The organism is Dyadobacter endophyticus (assembly GCF_014641595.1).
GTDB lineage: Bacteria > Bacteroidota > Bacteroidia > Cytophagales > Spirosomataceae > Dyadobacter > Dyadobacter endophyticus.
Genome location: NZ_BMIA01000002.1, coordinates 1456473 through 1479066 on the forward strand (window position 1 = coordinate 1456473; position 22594 = coordinate 1479066).

A 22594-nucleotide genomic window follows, 5' to 3' on the forward strand; every position below is an offset into this window, starting at 1 on the left:
CATGTTTCCGCGGACGCCACGCGGGTTCCGTACCTGGCTTGTTTGTCCTAAACCTAACGAAATAAGCCAGCATAACTTTATAACGAGCCGACAATTCATGTATACTTCCATAGAAACGCTTTACGATATATACCGCACAGGCGCCAAAGTTTCCACCGACACCCGCCAGATCACCGATGACTGTATTTTCTTCGCGTTGAAAGGCGATAAATTCGATGGTAACCAGTACGCGGCGGAAGCTTTGCAAAAAGGTGCGGCCTATGCCGTGGTAGACGACCCGAATGTGGTTACCAGCGACCGTTTCCTGCTTTTCGCGGACGGCCTTACCGCCTTGCAGGACCTGGCGAAGCATCACCGCAAAACCTTCGGCTTCCCGGTAGTTGCATTAACCGGTTCCAACGGCAAAACGACGACCAAGGAGTTGATCGCGAAGGTGCTTTCGATGAAATATAACACCTACGCCACACGCGGGAACCTCAACAACCACATAGGCGTGCCGCTCACGATCCTGTCGATCGATCCGGCAAAGCAGGAAATGGCGGTGATTGAAATGGGTGCCAACCACCAGCAAGAGATTGCATTGCTCGCCGGCATCGCACAGCCTACGCATGGGTTGATCACCAACATCGGAAAGGCGCATTTGGAGGGTTTTGGTGGAGTTGCGGGCATTATCAAAGGCAAGGGAGAGCTCTTCGATTACCTTTCCAAAAAGAAAGGCACCGTATTCGTGAACGCGACGCAGGATGTGATCATGGACATGGTGAGCAAACGCCGGGCATTTGGCGAGATCGTATTCTATTGTTCAGAAAACAGCACCGTAAACCCGACGCTGACGGAAGAAAACCCGTTTGTTGTGTTCAGCAACGGTGGTAAAACTGTGACCACCCATTTGCCCGGAAGATACAATTTTGATAATATCTGCGCCGCGCTCGCCGTCGGCAAGCACTTTGGAGTGACCGACGAGGATGCGTACGAAGCCGTAGCCACCTACGAGCCGGACAATAACCGCTCACAGATCGTCAAAAAGGGTAGCAATACCGTGATAATGGATGCTTACAATGCGAATCCGTCATCGATGGCCGCGGCCGTTGCGAATTTTGGAAGAATGGAAGCGCCGCGTAAGATCCTCATCCTGGGCGATATGTTCGAGCTGGGCGATGCCGCGCCGGAGGAACATTTAGCATTGGGAAAACAGATTGCCGGTGAGAACTTCGATGTCGTAATTCTTGCAGGAAAGCTCATGCAGCACGCATTGCCAGCGCTACCAAAAGCCTACTATTTCCCCGATAAATTCTCTTTGCACAACTGGATTATGGATAATCCACAAGAAAATACACATTTCCTCATCAAGGGCTCACGGGGGATGTCGCTCGAAACGGTACTTAGCGTAATGCCCGATAAATAATTTATAATTACAGTTGTTATTAGTATAATTATATTGCAAAAATCTATGGCATTATAAGCCATATTTATAACTTCTCTGTTCCTATAAATAAAACTAAATTCATTTAATTAAATCAACTCTTTCCTGGCATAGTACCAGGATAGGGTTTGACCCATGTACTCATCGTTCGTAGTTTTGTAACACCAAAAAATACAATTTATAAACAAACGAGCAATCATGGCTAATAGACTGTTATCAGTAGGATCGGAATTCCCGGAATTCAAAAAGACATCCGTAGTATCGCTTGAAAAAGGAAACGAATTCTACGATATTACCTCAGAAGACCACAAAAACGCTGAGAAATGGATGGTTATGTTCTGGTGGCCAAAAGACTTCACTTTTGTGTGCCCTACCGAGATTGCCGAGTTCAACAAACACACTTCGGACTTCGCTGACCGCGACACGATACTGATTGGTGCTTCTACCGACAGCGAATACGTGCACCTGGCATGGCGCAAAAACCACGACGACCTTCGCGACCTGCAATTCCCTATGCTGGCCGACACTTCGAAATCATTGGCAGAAGAACTGGGTATCCTCGAAGCGAACGAGAAAATTGCTTACCGCGTAACTTACATCGTCGATCCACAGGGCATCATCCGTTGGGTAAGCGTTAACGACCTTTCAGTTGGCCGTAACGTATCTGAAGTATTGCGTGTACTCGATGCATTGCAAACTGACGAGCTTTGCCCTTGCAACTGGCAAAAAGGCGAGGCTACACTTGCTTAGTCAGCCCATTGAAAGCAGTTCACAAGCGGGTGATCGTTAGTACGCCGGTTCTGTGAACTGCTTTTTTATTCACCTGCGGGAAAACCTTCCCGCTCAAAATTCAAACGAATATGTATCCATTTGCAGCCACAGGGAACACGAAAGAGTCCCTGTATAAAGAGGTCAATTTGCCTGCAGAATTTGAAAGCGTGCTGATCAACAAGCTCGCGGCGCTTGACCACCGTTACCTCAAAGACCTGAAAATCAATGTAGGCAATGTCTTGAAATCCCAGACACTCAACCGCAAGGAAGCATTACTGCTTGCATTATCGGTAGCAGTGAATGAAAAGAACGCGGTGCTGATCGCGGCGCTGGAAGAACTGGCTAGCCAGGAAGGTGCGGACGAGAAGGAGATCGCGGAGATAACTGCCTGTGTCTCATTGATGAACGCGAACAACGTATTCTACCGTTTTCGTCACTTCATGCACAAGGAGTTTTACGATAATGCACCTGCGGGCATCAAAATGAGCATTATGGCAAACCCAGTGCTGGGCAAGGAGTTTTTTGAACTAACCAGCCTCGTTGTTTCAGCATTGAACGGCTGCGAAATGTGCGTGACCTCGCACGAGCAGTCGGTCCTGAACCACGGCGGTACGCAGGCACGTATATTCGATGCGGTTAGGCTTGGTGCAATCTTCAAGAGCTTTTCTGTTTTGATATAAAACAAAACTAGCCAGGTCTTAAAGATCTGGCTAGTCCCAAATTATCCATCCTATTTCTCTATTGTTTTCTCTTTGGATACCGCATCACTCTACTCCATGTAGCTGATGTAGAAGGAGTTTCGGCCCCACATCGTACTGGGCTCGAAATCGATCACCAGCTTGCTTTCATACTCATCTTCCGAAAAGTGATTACGCAATTTCAATGGTGCCTTCCCGCCTTCCCCGTTGTAATAGGCCGTCATTTCATACCGTCCCAGAGGAATGTCAACCAGGTAGCCATAAGTCTTTGAATAGGGCTTCCCCGACTTCATTTTCAAGGTTTTACCCTTGGAACCGTCGATGAGGTCCCCTACCGGCGTGAGCGTAAACTCAATGTTCTCTTCGTCGTAAATGCTGCTGTAAAGCGACTTGTTCAGCCCGACCGTCGCGCCGTAGTAGCCCTCCCCTTCCGGACGCTCGCCGGTAAGTTTCCATTGGAAATTCCGCACTGCGCCGTCGATACTGAACCCTTCGTAAACGTCCGGGTCCAGGTCCAGCTCGTAGCGGCGGCCATTGTACTGCTTCACAATCTGTGCCGAAGCCATGAATGTGCCTACCTTCGGCAGCTGGATTTCGTAGTTACCATTCGCATCGGTATTTCCCAGGGAGTAAGACGCGTAGATCATGGTATTATCGATCACCACTTCCACTCCCTTCACCGGCTTGCCTTCCGTATCGGTCACTTTTCCGGTTGCATACCCCTTTTTCGAACCCGGTCCATCAATGCCGGGCTCGTCATCAGTGGTGCAGGCAGCAACGAGCCCTACGATCAGAGCGCATTGCAGCATTAAAATCCATTTTCTCATTACTCAATCTTACGCAGTTCGGTCGTAGATGTGCTCTCCTCGCCTTTTTCGATCGTCTTTACAACGCCCACACCGGGAGCGGTCCAGAGTGTCACATTCACCAGCTCAGTTGTGATTTCCGGCTCGGTTACCTCGGTTTCGAACTTGGTATAAACTTCATAAGAGTACTCCCATTTGGTGCACTTGAATTCGCCAGCCGGTGTAGTGATCGATTCTTCGGCTACGGCTTTCCCGTTTTTGTGCGTCATGCGCGCTTCGAGCTTGCCCAGTACCGAGCCTTCGTCCCCTGCCGGAATTTCCAGTTCCAGCAACAGCCTGATCGGGTCGCCCTTAAATGTGAGCGGGCTGTTGACTTTGCCGTTGTTTTCGAGGTACTGGAATTGTGGAAAACCCGTTACCTTCATTTCGGAAATGTAAGCGACGTCGTTGATCGCGTTTACCATTTCTTTGATAGCAACTGGATATGGTAGCTCGTTGGTCGTTGTGCCTCCCTTCGCATAAGCTTTGGACATGAAGGTTTTTTCCTCCTCATTTTCCCGGATAAAGTTGCTGATCGTGTGGACGTCCATCCCGGCGGAGTCTTTGGTACTCACGATTTTAGTAATCATATCGCCGGTTGAACCTTCGGAATCGGTGATCTTGTAGGTATAACTTTTATCCTTTGTCGGAATGAACGCCTTCTCCGTTCCGCCACCATCTCCGCCGCCGTCGGGATTCGGGTTATCGTCGTCCTTACACGCGGCGAAGGACATTGCCAGCACGGCCAGCGCCAGGGCAGATTTCGCAAATCTGCTTAGAACAATTGAGGGTGATTGACTTTTAAGTTTCATGGCAATTTTAGATTTAATACGAATTGATATTCAAATAATTAAGTGCTTAAAAATTTTCTACAGGCATACATACAGCATGAGTACCACAAAACCCGCCACCACGAGCGAGCCCCGTAGGAATATAAATTTCATCCACTCGTCGCGGGCGTTGACGTAGCCCTGGTGCGTATTCAGGAGATCGGCGTTGATCAGTACATTCACCGGCTCACTGCGTTTCAATGCGAGTGCCAGATCGGCGACCAGCAGCAAAAAGGCGACCAGGACCGGCCCGTAGGTAAGTAGTCCGCCAGCATTAACCGTCAAAACCAGCCAGGTAAGCGTGGTCGCAAGCGAAGAAATGTAAAGGGCCCTCAGCGGCCGCCTTACGCGCGGGTCGACGGCTTTGCGCAACTCGATGAAGCTTTCCGGCGAAATATCGAAAAGTGCCTTCCCGAATCCGACGCGGTAAAAAGCGCCCTGTGCGGCCACGAAGAAATATAACACCAGGCCAATGGCCTGCACGATATTCAGCATTTCAATCGATTTCATAAAGCTTGATCACCGCCTGGCCTGTTGTATCTTTTTCCAGCTCTTTGCGGAGCTTTTCATTGAGGTATTTTCTAACGGAAACCTTCCTGACGTCGAGCAACGCTGGTTCGGTCGTTTCCGACACGAGGTGGTTGCTGTGGGCGTAATATCTGACGATCGTAGATTTTTTACCGGGCGCTGTCTCGGTCACCCAAAACCCTTTTTCGGGGAATGGCTGGCGGGCGGAGCGAGTCGCTTTGCTCACAGCCTGGTTTTGAATACTTGCAGCGACCAGTAGCCCAGCAAGCATATAATGTGTTATGATTTTCATGGCTATAATTCATTTCATCCGGTCGATGCGCTTTCCCGGACCTGGCGAGAAACAGCCAGGCCGTCAGGAGAGCGGGTGGGACCACCACAAGAAGCATTATAAGACCTTACTCTTTCAGCAGCTTCGCTTGCGCGTTGTCTTTGAACGTGTTGACGGTTTCGACATCGCCATTGACGGTGCCCTGGTAGTTGACGAAGATGCCGTAGCCACCACTGTTGGCAATCACCGATTTGCGGATCGTCATGCGGGACTGTCCGCCGTAGATAGCAATGTTCGCCTTCTTGCCCGACACAATCGCAATGTTACCGCCGCCTGAGACTTCGGCATTTTCGATCACGTTTTTATCGCTGGTAGAGAAGCATATCATCCCTTTCCAATAGGCAGCAACGTTTTCGGCACCACGGATCACGATTTTGTTTGTTTCTGTTCCTACCGCATTGAAATAACCGTCGTCGATAGTGATGAAACCTCCGCGTCCCACTTCGATGATCACGCCGGGCAATAATTTCCAGTTGGCGTCGGAAGTCACATTTTCAAGGAAACGATAAGGGGTCTTGTCTTTAAAACCTTTCCATACTATTTCCGAGGCGGCATTTTTAGGCAGAGACGAGGCGAAGATCTCCACCACATTGCGACCGTTGCCGTTCGTGAATTTGGAATCCGTGTCAAGGTTTTTCACGTTTTCGGCACCCATAAGGATCCCTGCTTCCGTGTTCTCTTTGAAATTGTTCTTTTCAAATGAACCGAGGATTACCGCATGTTCGAGGTAAAGTCCGTAACCGGCATTTTGCTCAAAAAGACAGTGTTTGATATTCACTTCCGCGCGACCGCCTCCCAAAACTGCCATACCGGCTTTGGTCGTAGCGTAAAGCGGCTTGCTACCTGCGTGCAGTACCTGCACATATTCAAGTGTATTCGCGCTGCTCGACGAGCGGAAGGTTACGCCGGCCCAGAAACCTTTGGTAGTTTCCTTACCGATGAAACGGATTGGCTTCGTGGAATCACCTTTTGCGATGAGGATACCACCGTTGTCGTTGATCTCCAGACGGGTATCACGCGCAAATGCGATGACAACACCCGGCTTGATTTCCAGTTCCGCATTCACCGATACGTTCGCATTCACGATGTAATCCGGAATGGCCGGGTTGTCGATGCGATCGTTCAGAGTCAGTTTGGCGCGGATGTTGGCATCGATCACGATCGGTTCGATCACCGTGGCCATAATCACAACTTTATCCTTGCTCTGCCCATTGGCATTGCTAATCGTCAGTTCCACTTCGTACTCGCCCGCAACATCGGCGGTAAATGTAGGCTTGGCGGTGTTGGCAGCGGCCAGGTTGGCGGCGCTACCTGCCGGTTTTTTACTGAATGTCCAGCTGAATTCAAACGGCTTGTTCTCGCTGTCGGCGGAAGCACTGCCGTCGAGTTTCACAACAGAGCCTGCGTTTACATTCTGGTCCGCGCCTGCTTTGGCGGTCAATGTGTTGGATGGTTTTACATCTTCTTCTTCCTTGCAGCTACCCAGCAACAGGGCAAAGGACAAGGCTGCCCAAAGAATTCTTCTTGCTTTTAACATGGCTAATATTCCAAAAGATTTAAATGAATTTTACTTCCATTTCTCAATGGCGGTGCAATTCTAAACCGATTTGGCGAGCATGAGAAGGCTGGGAAAGCGAGTGTCGATCAATAGCTGGTTTTGTCGACAAACGCCTTTTGCAGCGCCGTTTAAAATGTGAGCTTGAAGCGGCGCTGGCAGTCGTTGCGGAAGTTGCGGCCAATGGGCAGCTCCTTACCGGCGATTTCCAGCTTGTGGGAATGGTAGCTTTCGACTTTATCGACCGAAACGATAAATGAGCGGTGAATGCGGATGAAGGCGTCCTCGGGCAGGAGTTCTTCCAAAAGACTGATCTTCTGTTTCGAAACGAGTGCCTTGTCCTTCAAAACGACTTTAATATAATCCCGCAAACTCTCGATCCAGTAAATGTCGTTGACGTTCACCTTGACCATCTTGCGGTCTACTTTTAAATACAAAAACACATCCTGAGTTGTCGGCACCGCTTTTTGCGCTACCGAAACAGACTGATTCGTAATATTCAAACCCGTAAAAACCTTGTCCATCGCCCTCAGGAAGCGCTCGAAGGGAATGGGTTTCAGCAGGTAATCCACTGCATTAAGGTCGAAACCCTCGACGGCGTAATCCTGGTATGCCGTCGTAAAAACGACTTTGGGCGGGTTTTTAAGGCTTCTAAGCAAGTCGGTTCCTTTGAGGCCGGGCATTTTTACATCCAGAAACATGAGGTCGATCTTCTGTTGCTGCAACACCTGGAATGCCTGAATGGCGTCCTGGCAGCGCGCCGCAACTTCGATCTCCGCGAAATTGGCGAGGTAGTTGTCCAGTACTTCGATAGCGTGTGGCTCATCGTCCACCAGAATGGCTTTCAGCTTCATAAATATCAGATTTCCAAACGTTTGTCAAGATCAATTTCCAGAATCACGGCGAATACATCTTCCTCGTCCATGATTTTAAGGTTATGGGCCGAAGGATACAGAATTTCGAGCCGTTTGCGCACGTTCGCCAACCCTATGCTCACATGATGCGGGCGATCGTCGTGCACGGCGGTTTCGGGTTTGCTGTTCGAGATCTTGAATTTCAGCGCATTGTTCTTCACCCGCAAATCCATATTGATCCACGCCTGCCCGATCTGCTCACTGGCGCCGTGTTTGAATGCATTCTCGACCAACGGCAGTATCAGCAGCGGCGCGATTTTGGAGTCGGCCGACAAGCCGTTGATACTGAAATTAATATCCAGCCGCTCCTCGTACCGGATCTTTTCCAGTTCGATGTAACTTTTGAGTATACTGATATCCCTTTCCAGCTGCACAATCTCCGTATTGGCCTCATAAAGCATATAGCGCAATATCTCCGCCAGGCCCATTACCACCCCCGGCGACTGTGGCGATTGTTTGAGGGTCAATGCATAAAGGTTATTTAATGTATTGAACAAGAAATGCGGGTGCAGCTGGCCTTTCAGGAAGTTCAGCTCGGCCTCCATCGCCGCTTGCCGCCTGTCGAACCACATCTTGAAAAACTTCAGCGACAATGCGATCCATACGAAAATATTGGTCTGCTCGAATGCGCTGATCAGGTACGTGGGCTTCAAAAGCTGCTGTTTGAACGTTCCTTCCAGCTTCCGCCAGACAAACGTCGGGTCGTTCTTTTTTACCGCATTGTAGATGATCGGGTCGGCGACAAGTATTTCCATCAACCTGAAAGCCAGCGTAGAACCAATGATGATCAGCAGGAAAAGGAGCGCAAAATGCACATATTTCTTCCGGTCGAAATACCGGGGAATGATCACGTAGGCGATCAGGTAGAAATAACCGATGTGGATGGGCATAAACAGGGCTACGATACCGACTGTAAGCCAGTAGTCGGGCATACCTGCACCGTAAATGATTGTCAGGATCGTCAGTACGGCGAGCCAGAACAGGATGTGCAGTAAAATTCGTTGATGCCTGGTGTAACTAAGTACCGGGGAAACAGGGCGCATGTAACAAAGATAACGATTTAGGGGGCCAATGCCGGCTTTGAAAAGCATTGTCGACCAACATCATACTATTGTCGACGAACGGCATTTATAAGGTGCTCTTCCGGGTAATTGTTTGGTGTACAGACAAAATATCTTCGCCAACCGGTGAATCACAGGGCTGTCACTTCATAATGCGGCCATATTCAGCCTTTGAAAGATAAAATATCCAAATTAGGCCCATAAATCAGAATTTGTATCTGCAAATATTCCCTCTGGTGGTTTTTCTACTTAGTTTTGTATTAAAATCAAGATATTAACTAAACTGTAAAATAATGGCAACGTCAACCGAAACGTACATTCCGTACAAGGTAAAAGACATCTCGCTGGCCGAATGGGGCCGTAAAGAAATCACATTGGCAGAAGCGGAAATGCCTGGTTTGATGGCGATCCGTGCTGAATACGGTCCGTCACAGCCTTTGGCAGGTGCGCGGGTTGCGGGTTGCTTGCACATGACGATCCAGACTGCAGTTCTGATCGAAACGCTTACGGCATTGGGTGCGGAAGTTACCTGGTCATCTTGTAACATCTTCTCTACGCAAGACCACGCAGCAGCGGCGATCGCAGCAGCGGGCATCCCTGTTTACGCATGGAAAGGAATGAATGAAGAGGAATTCAACTGGTGTATCGAGCAGACTTTGTTCTTCGGTGAGGAGCGCAAACCCCTCAACATGATCCTCGACGACGGTGGTGACCTTACCAACATGGTATTCGACGAATATCCTGAGCTGATCGACGGCATCAAAGGTCTTTCGGAAGAAACGACCACCGGTGTTCACCGTTTGTACGAGCGCTACAAAAACGGAACGCTTCACCTGCCTTCCATCAACGTAAACGACTCGGTTACAAAATCTAAATTCGATAACAAATACGGCTGCCGCGAGTCATTGGTTGACTCTATCCGCCGCGCAACCGACCTGATGCTTGCTGGTAAAGTAGCGGTAGTAGCAGGTTACGGCGACGTAGGTAAAGGCTCGGCCGAATCACTCCGTGGTGCAGGCTGCCGCGTACTCGTTACTGAAATCGACCCGATCTGTGCATTGCAGGCTGCTATGGACGGTTTCGAAGTAGTAACTATGGACGAAGCTGCCGACCGCGCGAACATTTTCGTGACTGCAACCGGTAACTACAAAATCATCACCGACCGTCACTTCCTCAAAATGCGTGACAAAGCGGTAGTTTGTAACATCGGCCACTTCGATAACGAAATCGACATGGCTTGGTTGAACAAATCTTACGGCCACACCAAATCGCAGATTAAACCACAAGTTGACATCTACAACGTGGAAGGCAAAGACATCATCGTGCTGGCAGAAGGCCGTCTGGTGAACCTTGGCTGCGCAATGGGTCACCCGTCATTTGTGATGTCCTGCTCATTCTCAAACCAGACTTTGGCTCAGATCGAGCTTTGGACCAACACGGCTGCTTACGAGAAGAAAGTATACGTTCTTCCAAAGGCGCTTGACGAAAAAGTGGCTGCATTGCACCTTAAACACGTAGGCGCGAATCTGGATATCCTTTCAGATGAGCAGGCTGCTTACATCGGTGTATCCGTAGAAGGTCCTTTCAAAGCGGAAACTTACCGTTATTAATATAGGATTGATATTGAAAAGACCGGCTGGTTCGCGTAACCGGCCGGTCTTTTTTTATGCTTTTTGCATTCCCTGGATTTACGCCTCTGGTTTTCCGGGTGCCGCCGGGGGCAGGTCGACAGGCCTCGCTGGTGTGGGAAACGAAATATTATTCTCATCAAAAACCCGCTTCACTACTTTCATCGCCGCACTTTTCGCCGGCCCGGGACCTATTTTGTCCTGCCGGATCCAGAAGAGTATTTCAAAATCGATACTCTTCTCCGTAAAACGCGTGAAGTTAAATTCGATCACTTTGAGAGGGTCGATAAAATCCAGCTTCCTGATCACGCTAAGCGCAAGGCTCTCCACTACCGCCAGATCGTCTTTATAGCCAATGCTACCCTCCATCCGTACACGTCTTTCGCCGGAATGCGTGAAATTCAGGATCGGCTTCTGGAAAATATCCTTGCTAGGCAGCTCCACTTGCTGGCCCTCGAAGTTATCCAGCTTCACCGACCGGAGGCCGATAGACAGCACTTTCCCTGTGTAGCCATTTGTTTCGATAACATCCCCTACCTGGATGGGTCGTTGGATCGCGATGAATGCGCCGGAAATGAAGTTGGTCGTAAGATCCTGGAATGCAAAACCTAGCGCCAATGCGAGCACGCCTGCACCTGCGAGCAATGACGTCACGGTTTTATCCAAACCCAGCACACCTAATGCGAAAAAGAAACCGGTTGTAATGATCGCGATCCGGGTAATGGTCGATATTAGTCCCACGAGTGCAACATTCTGCGATGCATGGCCTAATATCCGTTCAATAAACTTTCCTCCCAGCCTTGACAGAAACCTGAAAACGACCAGGATAATAATGGCTATGAGAAGGTTCGGCAAGAGGCGATAAGCGTCCACCGTCCAGCGGTCGAGTTTGACGGCAATGGGGTCTACTATTTTGGAAATTTGTGCGAAAATCATCTTTTAATTAATACTGCACGGGGCCTCGAACTAGTAAACCCGGCGCATTTTAAACAGGCTGCGGCCCAGAAATGTTGTGCGGCACGCAAAAATAAGCATTAGGAGCCGCTTTTTACATCACGCCATCCTCTATAACACCGCAAGCTTCCCCGAACCGACCACTCGCCCATCGGATTTCATTCTCCCGATCCGGCCGACCTATGTTTAATGGATTTAAAATCATTTTTTTCAACCATTAACGCTTATTATTATGAAACTACTTCGCAATGTGGGAACCACCACCAGAGCAATTTTGCTCGCAGGCCTGTTAGGCGCCTGCCAGACAGAAAATGAAAATGCGCTTACTCCCCAGGCACCAGCGACGGAGTCGGACCGGAATGCAAGAACTTCAACAGCAACAGGTGCGCTAATCAAGGACGGCAATATCGATTTGACATATAACAGCCAAAATCAGACGCTTCTTTCGAAGGAATTTTGTCCCAACTTTTACTATGATTTCACCTATGCACCACAACTGATTACGGCTACACGGCTTCAATATGGTACCCCGTCAACAGAATACAAATATACGCTCGATGCGTCCGGACGTTGTATTCAGTCTGTTACAGACAAGACCTACATATACGAATACAACGCCAGCGGGCAGCTCACCAAATTCTACAATAAATACCAGCCGAATGAGCGAAGAGAATTTACATATACCACGGATGCCGATGGTTGGAAAAAATCCCTGAGTATAGTAAAATTCTATGATGAGCAGGGCGCGAAAACCAAGCAACTAGCATTCAGCTACGGCGCTACGGGAATCCTGGACAAACATCCTTTGAACCCGGATGTACTCCCGGCCGGAGTCAGTAAGTATCTGCCGATATTCGGTAATTTCAATACTTATTTGGTTAAGACCCTGATTGAAGACAAATATCTTCCAAACGGCCAAAAAGCATCCAGTAACACATATCTATATAGTTACACGTTGGACTATGTGGGTAAGGCCAAAAAAATCACCGTGAAGAAAATCGATGGTACGTTTGTCTCCTCGACCGACAGAAAGTACTTCACTCCAACTTATAACTTTTAGCAATAACAGTGGGTACGGCCCGCGGTTAGGTTGGCCGTATCCCACGTTTCAAAGTGTGTTATAACCTCGCTAGCAACTCCTCCTTCTTAGCCTTAAACTCCTCCTCCGTAATCTGCCCTTTTTCAAGAAGCACATTCAGTTTTCCAATCGTCGAAATGATAATATCCTGCGGGCTTTGATCGCCACTGCGCAAGTCGGCAGTTGCAGTTACGTCGTAAGCGATTTCCGGTGTTGGCTGGCTCGGTTTGCCCGGATCAGAAACAATTTGTAGACTTTCAAGGTCGACCGGACCGTCCTTGCTTGTAAATCGATAGGAACTCCCTGAGCCTTGCTGCTGGGAAATACCGGATATCTGATGATGCTTGGTATCATAGATCGTACGTTTCCCATTCTCCTCAATGACCAAACGATGCACAGCCTCAAAATAAGCGTAGCGGAAATTGTTTTGGGAACCGGTAGAAGTTGGAGTACCGAAAACCGTTGGCCACGATGTGCTAACCTGCTTCTGCGATGCCCCTGCAATGTCGTTTGCGGCTGAACTGCCATTTGGACCATGAATTGCCTCTTTTTCTTCGAACAGGATATTCGTCGCAACGAGAGCCGCCAGTTCGTTACAGAGCTTGTCGACAGTCGCGCGCAGGCCGCTGTTAAACATATCTCCTACCATCGTCATTCCGCCCTTCATCCATTGGCCCTGTCCGCCCAATTCCGCAATGTTGAATTGCGCCATCGTCCCATTTCCCTGAACAACCGCTTTCAGGAGCGATTCCACGGTTTCCGGACGCAAATTATATTGGCCTGCAATGCCATCGACTTTTCGCCGACCTTCCTGAGTGAGTTCTTTCATGATATATTGAGTTTGAGGAGGGCATTGCAAAAACGATGCCACCCTGACCCAAAACGACAGAAATTCGAGCAAAATCACACTTTCCAAACCGGCAACTAGCCCGCAAGCCCCGATCGGGTATCGCTTTTTCAAGCTGTCGAAGTGCAGGCTATGTTTGAAGAAGTTAAATCAATTGTTCAATTCAATTAACGTTATTATGAAACTAAACAGAACCACCACATTGGTCATCCAGGGTATGTTAGTGCTGGGCCTGCTCGGCGCCTGCCAGAATGAAGACGTGATGACACCCGCCGACACAATCGGAAACACTTCCGTCGACAACAATGCAAAAGTTGCGGCAAGTGAAATCAAACTCGTAAGCGACGGTGATAACAACCTGCAATATCACAAGACAGGCCGATACACAGGCTATTTATCAAAGGTTAGTGAGCCGTCTTATTACACCAACTATTCTTATAACGACAGCGGCGTTCAGGGAGATTACTGGATTACAAGTAAACGTTATACAAAATCGACCAACACCCTGATTAAAGAAATTCAATATCACGTGGTCAACAAAAGGTGTATTAAAAGTTTCAATATCACAGACAATCAAAATTCTATTTACAGCTATAATGAAACAGGTCGGTTAAACACCATATCTCGCGAGGGAAGTAGTATAAAAGTTGACTTTAATTACATTTACGACGCCGCTGCCGACGCCGAACGTCTCACTAAAACAACTTATTCGAATAGCAACGGAGCGTACAAGGAAGTTTCTTTTTTATATTCGATTGGATCGGGCAACTGGGCAGTCGCTCCGAAGCCCGACAAATATTTTCTAAACCCCGTTCATTCAGATCTAGATAAATACCTTCGAATTTTCGGAAAATTCAGTGATATGCTTGTCCAACAGGTCACAATAACTCCTCTACCATATACAAACCAGACTAAGCCATATTACAAATATTTCTATTCAATCGACAGTGACGGATATGCCATATCCCGCTCGCAAGAGTATTATCCGCTTGGTTATGGCAATCAAGCTGGCAAGCAATCGACTTACGCTGCTTTGAATTATATGGCATGGGTTCCGGGAATATAACTCAGATATTCATTTCTTAATTTAAAAAAAGAGACCGTCGACCTGGCGGTCTTTTTGTCTAAAATGCCTCTCACTGCAAGTAATTGCATTAAACTATATAATTAGAGTTGTTTTTAGTATCAAATATCTATTTTTTCTCCAAAAAACAATCCTAAATAAGTATCCTATTAACTTCTAAATTACCCAAAAATATAACTACAAAAAACGAATAAATGAGTAGATTAATTAAATGTCGTTTACCATTAACATACCAACACACACCGTTAAGCCAATAAATTTTCCTATTCTTTCGATTACTACTAAGTTTGAAGTGAAAACTATTTTTTATTAATCTATTATCACAAAAATTATGAAACAAATTCACATTGCAGGTAACTTATTAAAGAGCCTGATGCTGGCGGGGCTGCTGACGGCATGTAACAACGACCAAACGATCGTCCCAGCCGAAACGGCAGGCGTTGAAAGGAATGAACAGAATACAAAACTATCCTCTCTACTCAGGCTGATAGACGACAATGGAACTTCGATACAATATATCAAAAGTGGAAAGTTTCTTGGAAAAACCTCAAAGGCAATTGCCATCAATGATCGTTACGAATACACTTACGACGACAATAATCCTGCCGGAGATTTGTGGATAACTAGAAAGAAATATGCCAAATCGAACAACGCGCTTTTAGGCCAAGTGAAGTATAAAATATCCAATGGAGTCTGCATATCCAGCGAAGACAATGTCGCCGGCGATTACTTCGAGTACAAATATACAGCGCAAGGATATTTGGATGAAATAAAGTTCTCTCACAATGGCGTGTACAAGAATTTATACAAGTACTCTTACAATTTCAACAATGCAACTGGCGTCTATCGGTTAACAAAAATTACATTGCAGAACGCTCAATCGGCAACTCTGTTCGAACAAACATTTGCATATACCGCAAATGCCGATAATTACCCAACGCCCGCCAAACGAGAGCATATTGACAAATACCTACCCTTCTTCGGAAAATTGTGCGACGTACTTCCACAAAAGGTCTCTTTGCAGTGGGTTGATCCTAATGCATTAGATAGCGAACAGGAATTTACTTACACAGTCGACGGTAACGGGCTTGTAAGTACAAAGGTTACGCAGCTGTCTACAAATAATACTCCTAGTGGGAGTATTACCGAAACTTTTAAATATTCTGCAAACTGGCAAGGAATATAAATAGAAGAACGCAGTCGAATAATTTTTACTGTCATAGCGGGGCACTTTGTGGCCCGCTATTTATGTTCAGCAGCGGCAATAACCTGCCAATATTTTTCTAATTCTCTATTCGCAACTACCCCCTTCTGCCCCCTCACTATCATTTCCGCCGCCCGCAACCTCTCCTCCGTCAACGGATGCGTACTCAGCAATTTCAAACTTCCCACATCTCCATGTTCGCTTTGGAGTAATGCGAATAAATCCACAAATCCTTGCAGGCGGATCCCGTTGCTTTGCAGCACATCCATTCCTTTAGTATCCGCTTCGGTTTCGAGCTCGCGGGAGTAGGTGAGGTTCGCGAGGGCGTTGGAGTTGTCAGCGAGAATGGTGACGATGCCGTTGATGTCGTTCAGGAGCAGGGAAAGGAACAGATAACCGCCCAGGCTTCGGAAAATATTGCGCAGGGAGTGCCGGTAATGCACATGCGATACCTCGTGCGCAAGCAATGCGGCAAGCTCTTCTTTGGTTTTCATTTTACGAAGAATACCCTCGAATACCACGATGTTGCCTCCGGGCAGGGCAAATGCATTGGCGTCGTTTTCTGTCACGACGGTCACGCGGATCGGATAATTGGTTTTAAAATCGATGGCTTTGGTAAAGTCATTCAGTTTGGCCGTCAGCTGGTCGTCCACCTCATAGGCACGAATCATATTCTCGTACATCGTGTCTCCCATTTTTATCTCTGCGCTCGTGGGGAAACGCGCAGCCACCGCGCCAGCCAGCCAGGGAAGTCCAAACCAGTAACCAAGGCCTATCAGCATCAATACGGTGAAAGCCACGCCAGCGATGGTGGTATTATTCAGCTTAAAAATATCGGTAACCCGCCTTTTGAAAAAGGGCCGTTCGGGGTAGCGTTTTTTGAGCGATTCCGGCAGATTTCCGTCTTTGCATTCGATAGTTTGCTGCGGAAATTCTCCAAAACGGAAAATAAAGAGATGGCTGAAATTCTCATCCGTCACGATGCCCGGCAACGTCCATCGCACCGAAGTGAGCTCGCCCGAGGGATCACGGTAATGAATGAGCCAGTGATCGGGCATAAGGGTGAGCGTCGCGTCGTGCGCGATGGACAGTCTTCCGTCGTGGTAACGGACACTAAAATTGTACATGAAGCCAGCAGAATCGGTTAAACAAGCCCAATATCGATCATATCCGCGAGATCCTCACCGGTCGCATCGCTATAATCAGCCTCGGTCTGAGTGATCGCATTGACATCCAGCGGTCCATCGATATGAATATTGGAAAACACAAATTGCATTGCCCGCACAATCGCCCAGGGCGTTGCCAGGCCAAGGCTCAGAATGATGATCAGTATATTGACCGCGATCAACTTAAAATACCCTCCGGCGGTGGCTGTCGAGCGGAAAGGCAGCGCCGTTTCGCCCTGGTACATCCGGATGTTGTTTACATAATAGGCGAAAAGGTCTTTTGCCCACCAGAAAGAATAAATTCCGAAAGTGATCAGCGTCAGCATATAGCCTTTTAAATTCATCCAGAAAAAAGCACTGCCTTCTCCTTCGTATGAAAATGAAATACTTCCGAAACGCAGGTGTTTGAAAATATATTTCCGGATTTCAATGACAAACCACGCGCCGTAAATGCCAAATGTACATAGGGTAATAAGGCTGCCTACGATAAACATATTCAGAAATTCCTTTCTGTCTCCCCGATAACCAAAATGGATACCCCGCCACGACGACCGGGATGTTCTATAACGAAGCGCACCGTGAATGGCAATGGGGATCAGAAGCAGGAACCCGATATAAAAGACAGCCACGCCAATAAGTGTGATGGTCATGTTATGCGTTGCCACGGCACCAAAAAGAATGCAATAAAGGCCCAGGAAAATCCCGATCGCTTTGATAAAACCGATAAACATTTCCTTTCCTGTTCCATGAAACGTAAAACGGCTTCCTTCGAATTCGGACTCCTCATACAAGTATTTCAATAACGCGGCCCTTGCCCAGGGATAGTAAAGTCCGAGCGTGACAAGTGTTAAAAGAATATTGACAATGTAAATACCGAATAGTTTGGCACCCTCTCCGTAGAAGGTAACCTGGCGGGTTTCGTGCTGTTCCATTTAGTTAGATTTGAATTTGAAGAGGGTCAAATATAAAAATTTCAATGTACTAATAAATTAATCTGCCGTTATCAGGCACAAAAATTTGAAAACCAGTTATTCTCCGGCACAGTTATTTTATCAGACTACTCACATTTCATTTCATCAAAACAACTGGAAATCATGGATATTTATCAATTGGCTAACGAATACCTGGATACCACGGATGGCGGGGGCGATCCGCGCGAAACGCCGCCATTCGACCCCCGCCCTGAGGTGCCTTCACCTGACGTGCCCGAAGAAACCCCGCCTTATGAACAGGATCCAGAAACACCGCCTGTCGAGCCACAGCCCGAACTCCCGCCCGTAGAACCCATTGTACCAGAGATAGAACCACTGCCAGGTGAGGAGCCGGGCATCCCGGCATTTAAGTAACCGATTTTTACAGAATGTTTTATTTTGAAGTTATTTCATAACTAAGCAACTATATTTAAACAGGCGCTACAAAAAGTACTACAAAAATTGTAGCCGAAATTAAATTCATCGTATCTTCACTTAAATTTATTTGTAGACCCGACGAATGGCTAAAATTTTTACGCTCTGTTTTTTACTACTCTCTTTCTCTATTCAGGCTCAGTCAAATAAGATACTTCCCGGAAAGATCGAAGCAGAGGATTATACTACAATGAATGCCGTCGGCACCGAAAACACCTCGGACGTGGACGGTGGCCTCAATGTGGGCTGGATTCAGGACGGCAGCTGGATGGATTATGCAGTGCAGGCGCCGTCGGCGGGCTACTACACATTCAGGTTCCGCATTGCGAATGGGTACAGCCCCGAAGCAACGCTGGCTTTGCAAACGGCCGGAGGCACCACGCTCGGTCGGGTTGTTCTGCCTCAAACCGGCGGCATGCAGGGCTGGAAAACAGTCTCTTTCGTGGCATTGCTTTCGCAGGGAAATCAGACGATCCGCATTTTGGCCGAAAAAGGTGGCTGGAATTTCAACTGGTTCGAGGTGAGCGGCTCCCGTGCGCTCTCCTCGGGAAAAGTGGAAGCCGAGAGCTTCGATGCGATGTATGAAGTGCGAACCGAAGATACCGGCGATGAAGGCGGCGGCCAGAATGTAGGCTATATCGACGATAATGACTGGCTGGACTATAACCTGAATCTCGCGAATGCGCGTGACTATGAAATCCAGTTCAGGGTCGCTAATGCCTACGGAAACGGCGTTATTGAAATCCAGAATGCGTCGGGCACTGTGCTCGGGCAGGTAAATGTGCCTCAAACCGGAGGCTGGCAGAACTGGGTGACCATCAGTACGACAGTCCCTCTCCCTGCGGGCAGCCAGGTAGTGCGGCTCTTTGCACGAAATGGCGCTTTTAACTTCAACTGGTTCGCATTTGTATCTGCAAGTGCGCGAATTACGGGTACAATCTTACCCGCCAAAATTGAAGCCGAAAATTATGATGACTCTTACAGCGTACAACTTCAGAATACGGAAGATACCGACGGCGGCCAGAATGTAGCGTGGATCCAGGACAACAGCTGGATGGACTACGACGTCCATGTCCCGACCCCGGGCATTTTTACATTCAGCTACCGCATTGCAAACGGGTATAGCCCCGAGGCGACACTTGCGCTTAAAAACAGCGATGGCACGGAGCTAGGCAACATTTTATTGCCGCAAACGGGTGGTATGCAGGGCTGGAAGACGGTGAGTATGCTCGCCTCCCTGCCAGCAGGAAATCAGCGGTTAAAGGTTTTTGCTACCAAAGGCGGATGGAATTTCAACTGGTTCGAAGTGAAAGAATCCCGCGCATTGACGAGCAGAATAGAGGCGGAAACTTTCGATGTTGCGTCGGATGTCCGTACGGAAGTTACAGGTGATGTGGATGGCGACATTAATGTAAACTATATCGATGACAATGACTGGCTGGACTACAATGTGAATGTACCAACGGCCGGTACCTATACCATCAATTTCAGGGTAGCCAACCAGTGGGGAAATGGCAATATCCAGTTCAAAAACACAAACGGCACGGTGCTCGGAAGCGTGGATGTACCGCAAACCGGCGGCTGGCAGAACTATACGACCGTTCGTACGACCGTACAACTCGAAGCCGGTAGCCAGGTATTCCGCATTTTCGCCAATCGCGGTGCATTCAATTTCAACTGGTTTGAAGTAATCCCCGGTTCCGTTCAGGGCCAGTCCGTTATCACATTTGAACCCATTTCAGACAAAAACCTCACCGATGGCTCATTCAACCTGACCGCCAGCAGTACCAACCCCGAGACACCTGTACAGTTTAATTCTTCCAATCCATCCATCGTTTCGGTTTCGAATGCAACTGGTATCTGGAAAGCATCCATTCATAGTGCCGGACAGGTCACTATTACAGCTTCTCAGGCGGGCAACAATAATTATCTGACAGCGGAAAACGTAGCCAGAACGTTTACGGTTTCCGACAATTCCGGCCCTAACAACCCGGCCCTTGGCACCAAAATCCCGATCGACCCGAAGCGCTGGTACCAGCTCACCAATGCAGCCAACGGCCTCGATGGGCTGTTCGACGGCAATACGCAGGAGAATGTGCTCACGGGCTGGGGAAAGGTGATCAACAATTACGAAGCCTACTACCCGCTGAAAGAAGGGGAGCAAATTACGCTTAATGGTGTCAAATTCTTCGATTTCACAGGTAGTGCGCAGGATTTCCCCCTGGTACTTTCTGTAATTACCGATCAATGGGAACGCATTCCGGTCGCCACTTTTACGGGTGAAATTTACAATGGCTGGGTTGGTCCCTACCCCGATCGCCAGTTGTCCGGAGATGCGCAATTCAAGCTGGATCAGCCGATGAGCAATATCCGTTACCTGGTGATGACGATGTCGAACACATTGCCTACGGAAATCGAATTTTACGGAAGCTACACACCAGGTACTGAACCTTCGAAGCCAGCACGGACCAAGCACATTAAACTGAACGATATGCTCGGTGTGAATGGCTATGAATGGTATTTCCAGGATGGCGCGCACACCGAATCGCTCGTGGAATCGAAGGTGGAGGCTGCAAAGAGCTTCACCGGCCTGCGGCACTATATGGATTGGGAAAAGCTGGAATCATCGGAAGGCGTTTTCTCTTACAATCCGACATTGAGCGGAAGCTGGAACTACGACCTGATCTACGAACGCTGCAAACAGGAAGGCATTGAGGTATTGGCCTGTCTTAAAACACAACCCGGCTGGATGCGGGAGACTTACCCCGAAGACCAGCGCGACCCGGAAAATGTACCGGTGCGCTACGGAAAGAGCTTTACCGACCCGCTTTCGTACATCGAACAGGCCAGGGTTGCATTCCAGTACGCGGCGCGTTACGGAAGCAACACCAACGTCGACCCTTCTCTTCTGAGCGTTTCAACCACTCCACGCTGGACCAACGATCCGGTTAATACCATCAAAATCGGCCTCAATCTGATCAAATACATCGAATGCGATAACGAGCGCGATAAATGGTGGAAGGGTCGGAAAGGCTACCAGACCGCCCGCGAATATGCGGCTAACATGTCGGCATTTTACGATGGACACAAAAACACGATGGGCGCCGGTGTGGGTGTTAAAAACGCCGATCCTAACATGAAAGTGGTTATCGCCGGATTAGTTACCGGTCCTGATTTTGTAAAAGGAATGGTTGACTGGTGCAAGGAATTCCGGGGCTACAACGCGGATGGCTCCGTGAATCTGTGCTGGGACGTTGTGAATTTCCACCTTTATACCGACAATGCATCGTCGAGCCAAAGCGGTACTTCTACCCGCGGTGCGGCACCGGAGGTTACCAATGCGAAACAAATACTCGAAAATTTCGTCAAAGTGACCCGTGAAATTTCCAACGACCTCCCGATATGGAACACCGAGGCCGGTTACGATGTACATCAGGACAGCCCGCTTAAAGCAATCCCTATCGGCAATAAATCAGCGTTGCAGACACAAGCAGACTGGATTTTACGTACCTCGCTGTTTACCGCCCGCAATGGTGTCGAGAAACTGTTTTTCTACCAAATGTATGACGATAACGGCAGTGGCGGCATGTTCGCATCGGCCGGGTTCGTGAACAATGACCAGACTCGCCGGCCATCTGCCGATTATTTCCTGCAAACGCAGAAGCTGTTCGGTCAATATGAATACAAGGAAACGCTCCACAACGATCCGATCGTGGACCGCTATGAACTGAATGGCCAATCGCTGTTTATTCTGACAGTACCCGATGAAATAGGAAGAACCGCCGAATATACCGTCAACCTGAACCAATCGGGCATTGCGCGGATTTACACCCCGACCGCCGGTGCCGATAATATGGCCATGACCGAGTTACCGATCGTGGATGGCAAAGTAACCGTTACGGCGGGCGAAACGCCAATTTTCGTTCTCGCGGCGGACGCTCAGAATGCACGACGGGCAGCAATAGAAGTGGCGGCGCCAGTTTTAGAGGAAGAAGTTTCGCTTCATGCTGATGCGAAAGTCTATCCTAATCCCACCTCCGATTTTGTAAGCATCGATCTTGCTAGCAGCAACACCGAGCAGATCGAAATCCGCATTTTTGATGCTAAATCGGGTACGCTTTACAAGAATATGCAGGTGAACAAAACAACAAACCGCTTCTCGCACCAGCTAAACATCACACAACTTCCTGCCAGCATTTACATTGTTGAAATAAGGCAAGGCAACGACCGCGCATTCCGCAAGATTGCCAAGGTCAATTAACAAAACATAC

20 protein-coding genes are annotated in these 22594 nt (G+C 48.3%); 9 read left to right on the forward strand and 11 right to left on the reverse strand.

The window, feature by feature from the left end; translation table 11 throughout:
- Window positions 1-97 precede the first annotated feature (97 nt).
- The 3 genes from IEY24_RS18140 to IEY24_RS18150 all read left to right on the forward strand — a co-directional run bounded on the left by IEY24_RS18140 (window position 98) and on the right by IEY24_RS18150 (window position 2874).
- Window positions 98-1405 carry a UDP-N-acetylmuramoyl-tripeptide--D-alanyl-D-alanine ligase gene (locus tag IEY24_RS18140; RefSeq protein ID WP_188934602.1) on the forward strand — a complete coding sequence of 436 codons (1308 nt, stop codon included), beginning with the start codon at window positions 98-100 and terminating at the stop codon, window positions 1403-1405.
- Between the two features lie 216 nt (window positions 1406-1621).
- Entirely contained in the window at window positions 1622-2173 is a 552-nt protein-coding gene (locus IEY24_RS18145; protein ID WP_188934604.1) for a peroxiredoxin, read from the forward strand.
- 110 nt (window positions 2174-2283) lie between these two features.
- Window positions 2284-2874: a carboxymuconolactone decarboxylase family protein gene (locus IEY24_RS18150; protein WP_188934606.1), complete on the forward strand. Its 591-nt coding sequence runs from the start codon at window positions 2284-2286 to the stop codon at window positions 2872-2874.
- 89 nt (window positions 2875-2963) lie between these two features.
- Here IEY24_RS18150 and IEY24_RS18155 read toward each other — a convergent pair whose 3' ends face one another.
- From IEY24_RS18155 to IEY24_RS18185, 7 genes are all read right to left on the reverse strand, one after another.
- Window positions 2964-3701, reverse strand: coding sequence for an Ig-like domain-containing protein (locus tag IEY24_RS18155; RefSeq protein WP_188934608.1), 738 nt, complete (start codon window positions 3699-3701; stop codon window positions 2964-2966).
- 17 nt (window positions 3702-3718) lie between these two features.
- Window positions 3719-4549, reverse strand: a complete 831-nt coding sequence (locus IEY24_RS18160; protein WP_188934611.1) for a TapB family protein — start codon at window positions 4547-4549, stop codon at window positions 3719-3721.
- Between the two features lie 57 nt (window positions 4550-4606).
- Window positions 4607-5077: a hypothetical protein gene (locus IEY24_RS18165; protein ID WP_188934613.1), complete on the reverse strand. Its 471-nt coding sequence runs from the start codon at window positions 5075-5077 to the stop codon at window positions 4607-4609.
- On the reverse strand, window positions 5064-5387 hold the full coding sequence (locus IEY24_RS18170; RefSeq protein WP_188934615.1) for a hypothetical protein: 324 nt from the start codon (window positions 5385-5387) through the stop codon (window positions 5064-5066). Before IEY24_RS18170 ends, IEY24_RS18165 begins: the two co-directional genes overlap by 14 nt.
- A gap of 106 nt (window positions 5388-5493) precedes the next feature.
- Window positions 5494-6963 (reverse strand): PKD domain-containing protein, encoded by a 1470-nt coding sequence (locus IEY24_RS18175; protein ID WP_188934617.1) that lies wholly within the window; start codon window positions 6961-6963, stop codon window positions 5494-5496.
- A gap of 149 nt (window positions 6964-7112) precedes the next feature.
- Entirely contained in the window at window positions 7113-7835 is a 723-nt protein-coding gene (locus IEY24_RS18180) for a LytR/AlgR family response regulator transcription factor (protein WP_188934619.1), read from the reverse strand.
- Between the two features lie 5 nt (window positions 7836-7840).
- Window positions 7841-8938, reverse strand: coding sequence for a sensor histidine kinase (locus tag IEY24_RS18185; RefSeq protein WP_188934621.1), 1098 nt, complete (start codon window positions 8936-8938; stop codon window positions 7841-7843).
- A 311-nt stretch (window positions 8939-9249) separates the two neighbouring features.
- Here IEY24_RS18185 and ahcY point away from each other — a divergent pair, with 311 nt between their 5' ends.
- Window positions 9250-10566: an adenosylhomocysteinase gene (gene ahcY, locus IEY24_RS18190; protein ID WP_188934623.1), complete on the forward strand. Its 1317-nt coding sequence runs from the start codon at window positions 9250-9252 to the stop codon at window positions 10564-10566.
- A 78-nt stretch (window positions 10567-10644) separates the two neighbouring features.
- On the opposite strand, the gene IEY24_RS18195 is transcribed toward ahcY, so the two are convergent.
- Window positions 10645-11520, reverse strand: a complete 876-nt coding sequence (locus IEY24_RS18195) for a mechanosensitive ion channel family protein (RefSeq protein ID WP_188934625.1) — start codon at window positions 11518-11520, stop codon at window positions 10645-10647.
- 250 nt (window positions 11521-11770) lie between these two features.
- On the opposite strand from IEY24_RS18195, the gene IEY24_RS18200 reads away from it, so the two are divergent.
- Window positions 11771-12598 carry a hypothetical protein gene (locus IEY24_RS18200; RefSeq protein WP_188934627.1) on the forward strand — a complete coding sequence of 276 codons (828 nt, stop codon included), beginning with the start codon at window positions 11771-11773 and terminating at the stop codon, window positions 12596-12598.
- 58 nt (window positions 12599-12656) lie between these two features.
- On the opposite strand, the gene IEY24_RS18205 is transcribed toward IEY24_RS18200, so the two are convergent.
- Entirely contained in the window at window positions 12657-13445 is a 789-nt protein-coding gene (locus tag IEY24_RS18205; RefSeq protein ID WP_188934629.1) for an SHOCT domain-containing protein, read from the reverse strand.
- 196 nt (window positions 13446-13641) lie between these two features.
- Here IEY24_RS18205 and IEY24_RS18210 point away from each other — a divergent pair, with 196 nt between their 5' ends.
- Window positions 13642-14529: a hypothetical protein gene (locus IEY24_RS18210; protein ID WP_188934631.1), complete on the forward strand. Its 888-nt coding sequence runs from the start codon at window positions 13642-13644 to the stop codon at window positions 14527-14529.
- 349 nt (window positions 14530-14878) lie between these two features.
- Window positions 14879-15733 carry a hypothetical protein gene (locus IEY24_RS18215; protein WP_188934633.1) on the forward strand — a complete coding sequence of 285 codons (855 nt, stop codon included), beginning with the start codon at window positions 14879-14881 and terminating at the stop codon, window positions 15731-15733.
- Window positions 15734-15789: 56 nt separating this feature from the next.
- Here the strand turns inward: IEY24_RS18215 and IEY24_RS18220 are convergent, their stop codons facing one another.
- Together IEY24_RS18220 and IEY24_RS18225 are read right to left on the reverse strand one after the other, a co-directional pair.
- Entirely contained in the window at window positions 15790-16878 is a 1089-nt protein-coding gene (locus IEY24_RS18220) for a M48 family metallopeptidase (RefSeq protein WP_188934635.1), read from the reverse strand.
- A gap of 17 nt (window positions 16879-16895) precedes the next feature.
- Window positions 16896-17849, reverse strand: a complete 954-nt coding sequence (locus tag IEY24_RS18225) for a YjgN family protein (protein ID WP_188934636.1) — start codon at window positions 17847-17849, stop codon at window positions 16896-16898.
- Window positions 17850-18011: 162 nt separating this feature from the next.
- Between IEY24_RS18225 and IEY24_RS18230 the strand changes: the two genes are divergently transcribed.
- Both IEY24_RS18230 and IEY24_RS18235 read left to right on the forward strand, forming a co-directional pair.
- Complete coding sequence (locus tag IEY24_RS18230) at window positions 18012-18263, forward strand: filamentous hemagglutinin (RefSeq protein ID WP_188934638.1); 252 nt, start codon at window positions 18012-18014, stop codon at window positions 18261-18263.
- Between the two features lie 145 nt (window positions 18264-18408).
- On the forward strand, window positions 18409-22584 hold the full coding sequence (locus IEY24_RS18235; RefSeq protein WP_188934639.1) for a carbohydrate-binding protein: 4176 nt from the start codon (window positions 18409-18411) through the stop codon (window positions 22582-22584).
- The last annotated feature ends 10 nt before the right edge of the window (window positions 22585-22594 follow it).

Excerpts from the sequence above, each read along its gene's own strand:
- IEY24_RS18200 (WP_188934627.1), top strand. The coding sequence starts at position 11,771 with ATGAAACTACTTCGCAATGTGGGAACCACCACCAGAGCAATTTTGCTC.
- IEY24_RS18140 (WP_188934602.1), top strand. The coding sequence starts at position 98 with ATGTATACTTCCATAGAAACGCTTTACGATATATACCGCACAGGCGCC.
- IEY24_RS18165 (WP_188934613.1), bottom strand. The coding sequence starts at position 5,077 with ATGAAATCGATTGAAATGCTGAATATCGTGCAGGCCATTGGCCTGGTG.
- IEY24_RS18215 (WP_188934633.1), top strand. The coding sequence starts at position 14,879 with ATGAAACAAATTCACATTGCAGGTAACTTATTAAAGAGCCTGATGCTG.
- IEY24_RS18220 (WP_188934635.1), bottom strand. The coding sequence starts at position 16,878 with ATGTACAATTTTAGTGTCCGTTACCACGACGGAAGACTGTCCATCGCG.
- IEY24_RS18235 (WP_188934639.1), top strand. The coding sequence starts at position 18,409 with ATGGCTAAAATTTTTACGCTCTGTTTTTTACTACTCTCTTTCTCTATT.
- IEY24_RS18225 (WP_188934636.1), bottom strand. The coding sequence starts at position 17,849 with ATGGAACAGCACGAAACCCGCCAGGTTACCTTCTACGGAGAGGGTGCC.
- IEY24_RS18155 (WP_188934608.1), bottom strand. The coding sequence starts at position 3,701 with ATGCTGCAATGCGCTCTGATCGTAGGGCTCGTTGCTGCCTGCACCACT.
- IEY24_RS18205 (WP_188934629.1), bottom strand. The coding sequence starts at position 13,445 with ATGAAAGAACTCACTCAGGAAGGTCGGCGAAAAGTCGATGGCATTGCA.
- ahcY (WP_188934623.1), top strand. The coding sequence starts at position 9,250 with ATGGCAACGTCAACCGAAACGTACATTCCGTACAAGGTAAAAGACATC.
- IEY24_RS18195 (WP_188934625.1), bottom strand. The coding sequence starts at position 11,520 with ATGATTTTCGCACAAATTTCCAAAATAGTAGACCCCATTGCCGTCAAA.
- IEY24_RS18170 (WP_188934615.1), bottom strand. The coding sequence starts at position 5,387 with ATGAAAATCATAACACATTATATGCTTGCTGGGCTACTGGTCGCTGCA.
- IEY24_RS18230 (WP_188934638.1), top strand. The coding sequence starts at position 18,012 with ATGGATATTTATCAATTGGCTAACGAATACCTGGATACCACGGATGGC.
- IEY24_RS18175 (WP_188934617.1), bottom strand. The coding sequence starts at position 6,963 with ATGTTAAAAGCAAGAAGAATTCTTTGGGCAGCCTTGTCCTTTGCCCTG.
- IEY24_RS18145 (WP_188934604.1), top strand. The coding sequence starts at position 1,622 with ATGGCTAATAGACTGTTATCAGTAGGATCGGAATTCCCGGAATTCAAA.
- IEY24_RS18160 (WP_188934611.1), bottom strand. The coding sequence starts at position 4,549 with ATGAAACTTAAAAGTCAATCACCCTCAATTGTTCTAAGCAGATTTGCG.
- IEY24_RS18210 (WP_188934631.1), top strand. The coding sequence starts at position 13,642 with ATGAAACTAAACAGAACCACCACATTGGTCATCCAGGGTATGTTAGTG.
- IEY24_RS18185 (WP_188934621.1), bottom strand. The coding sequence starts at position 8,938 with ATGCGCCCTGTTTCCCCGGTACTTAGTTACACCAGGCATCAACGAATT.
- IEY24_RS18150 (WP_188934606.1), top strand. The coding sequence starts at position 2,284 with ATGTATCCATTTGCAGCCACAGGGAACACGAAAGAGTCCCTGTATAAA.
- IEY24_RS18180 (WP_188934619.1), bottom strand. The coding sequence starts at position 7,835 with ATGAAGCTGAAAGCCATTCTGGTGGACGATGAGCCACACGCTATCGAA.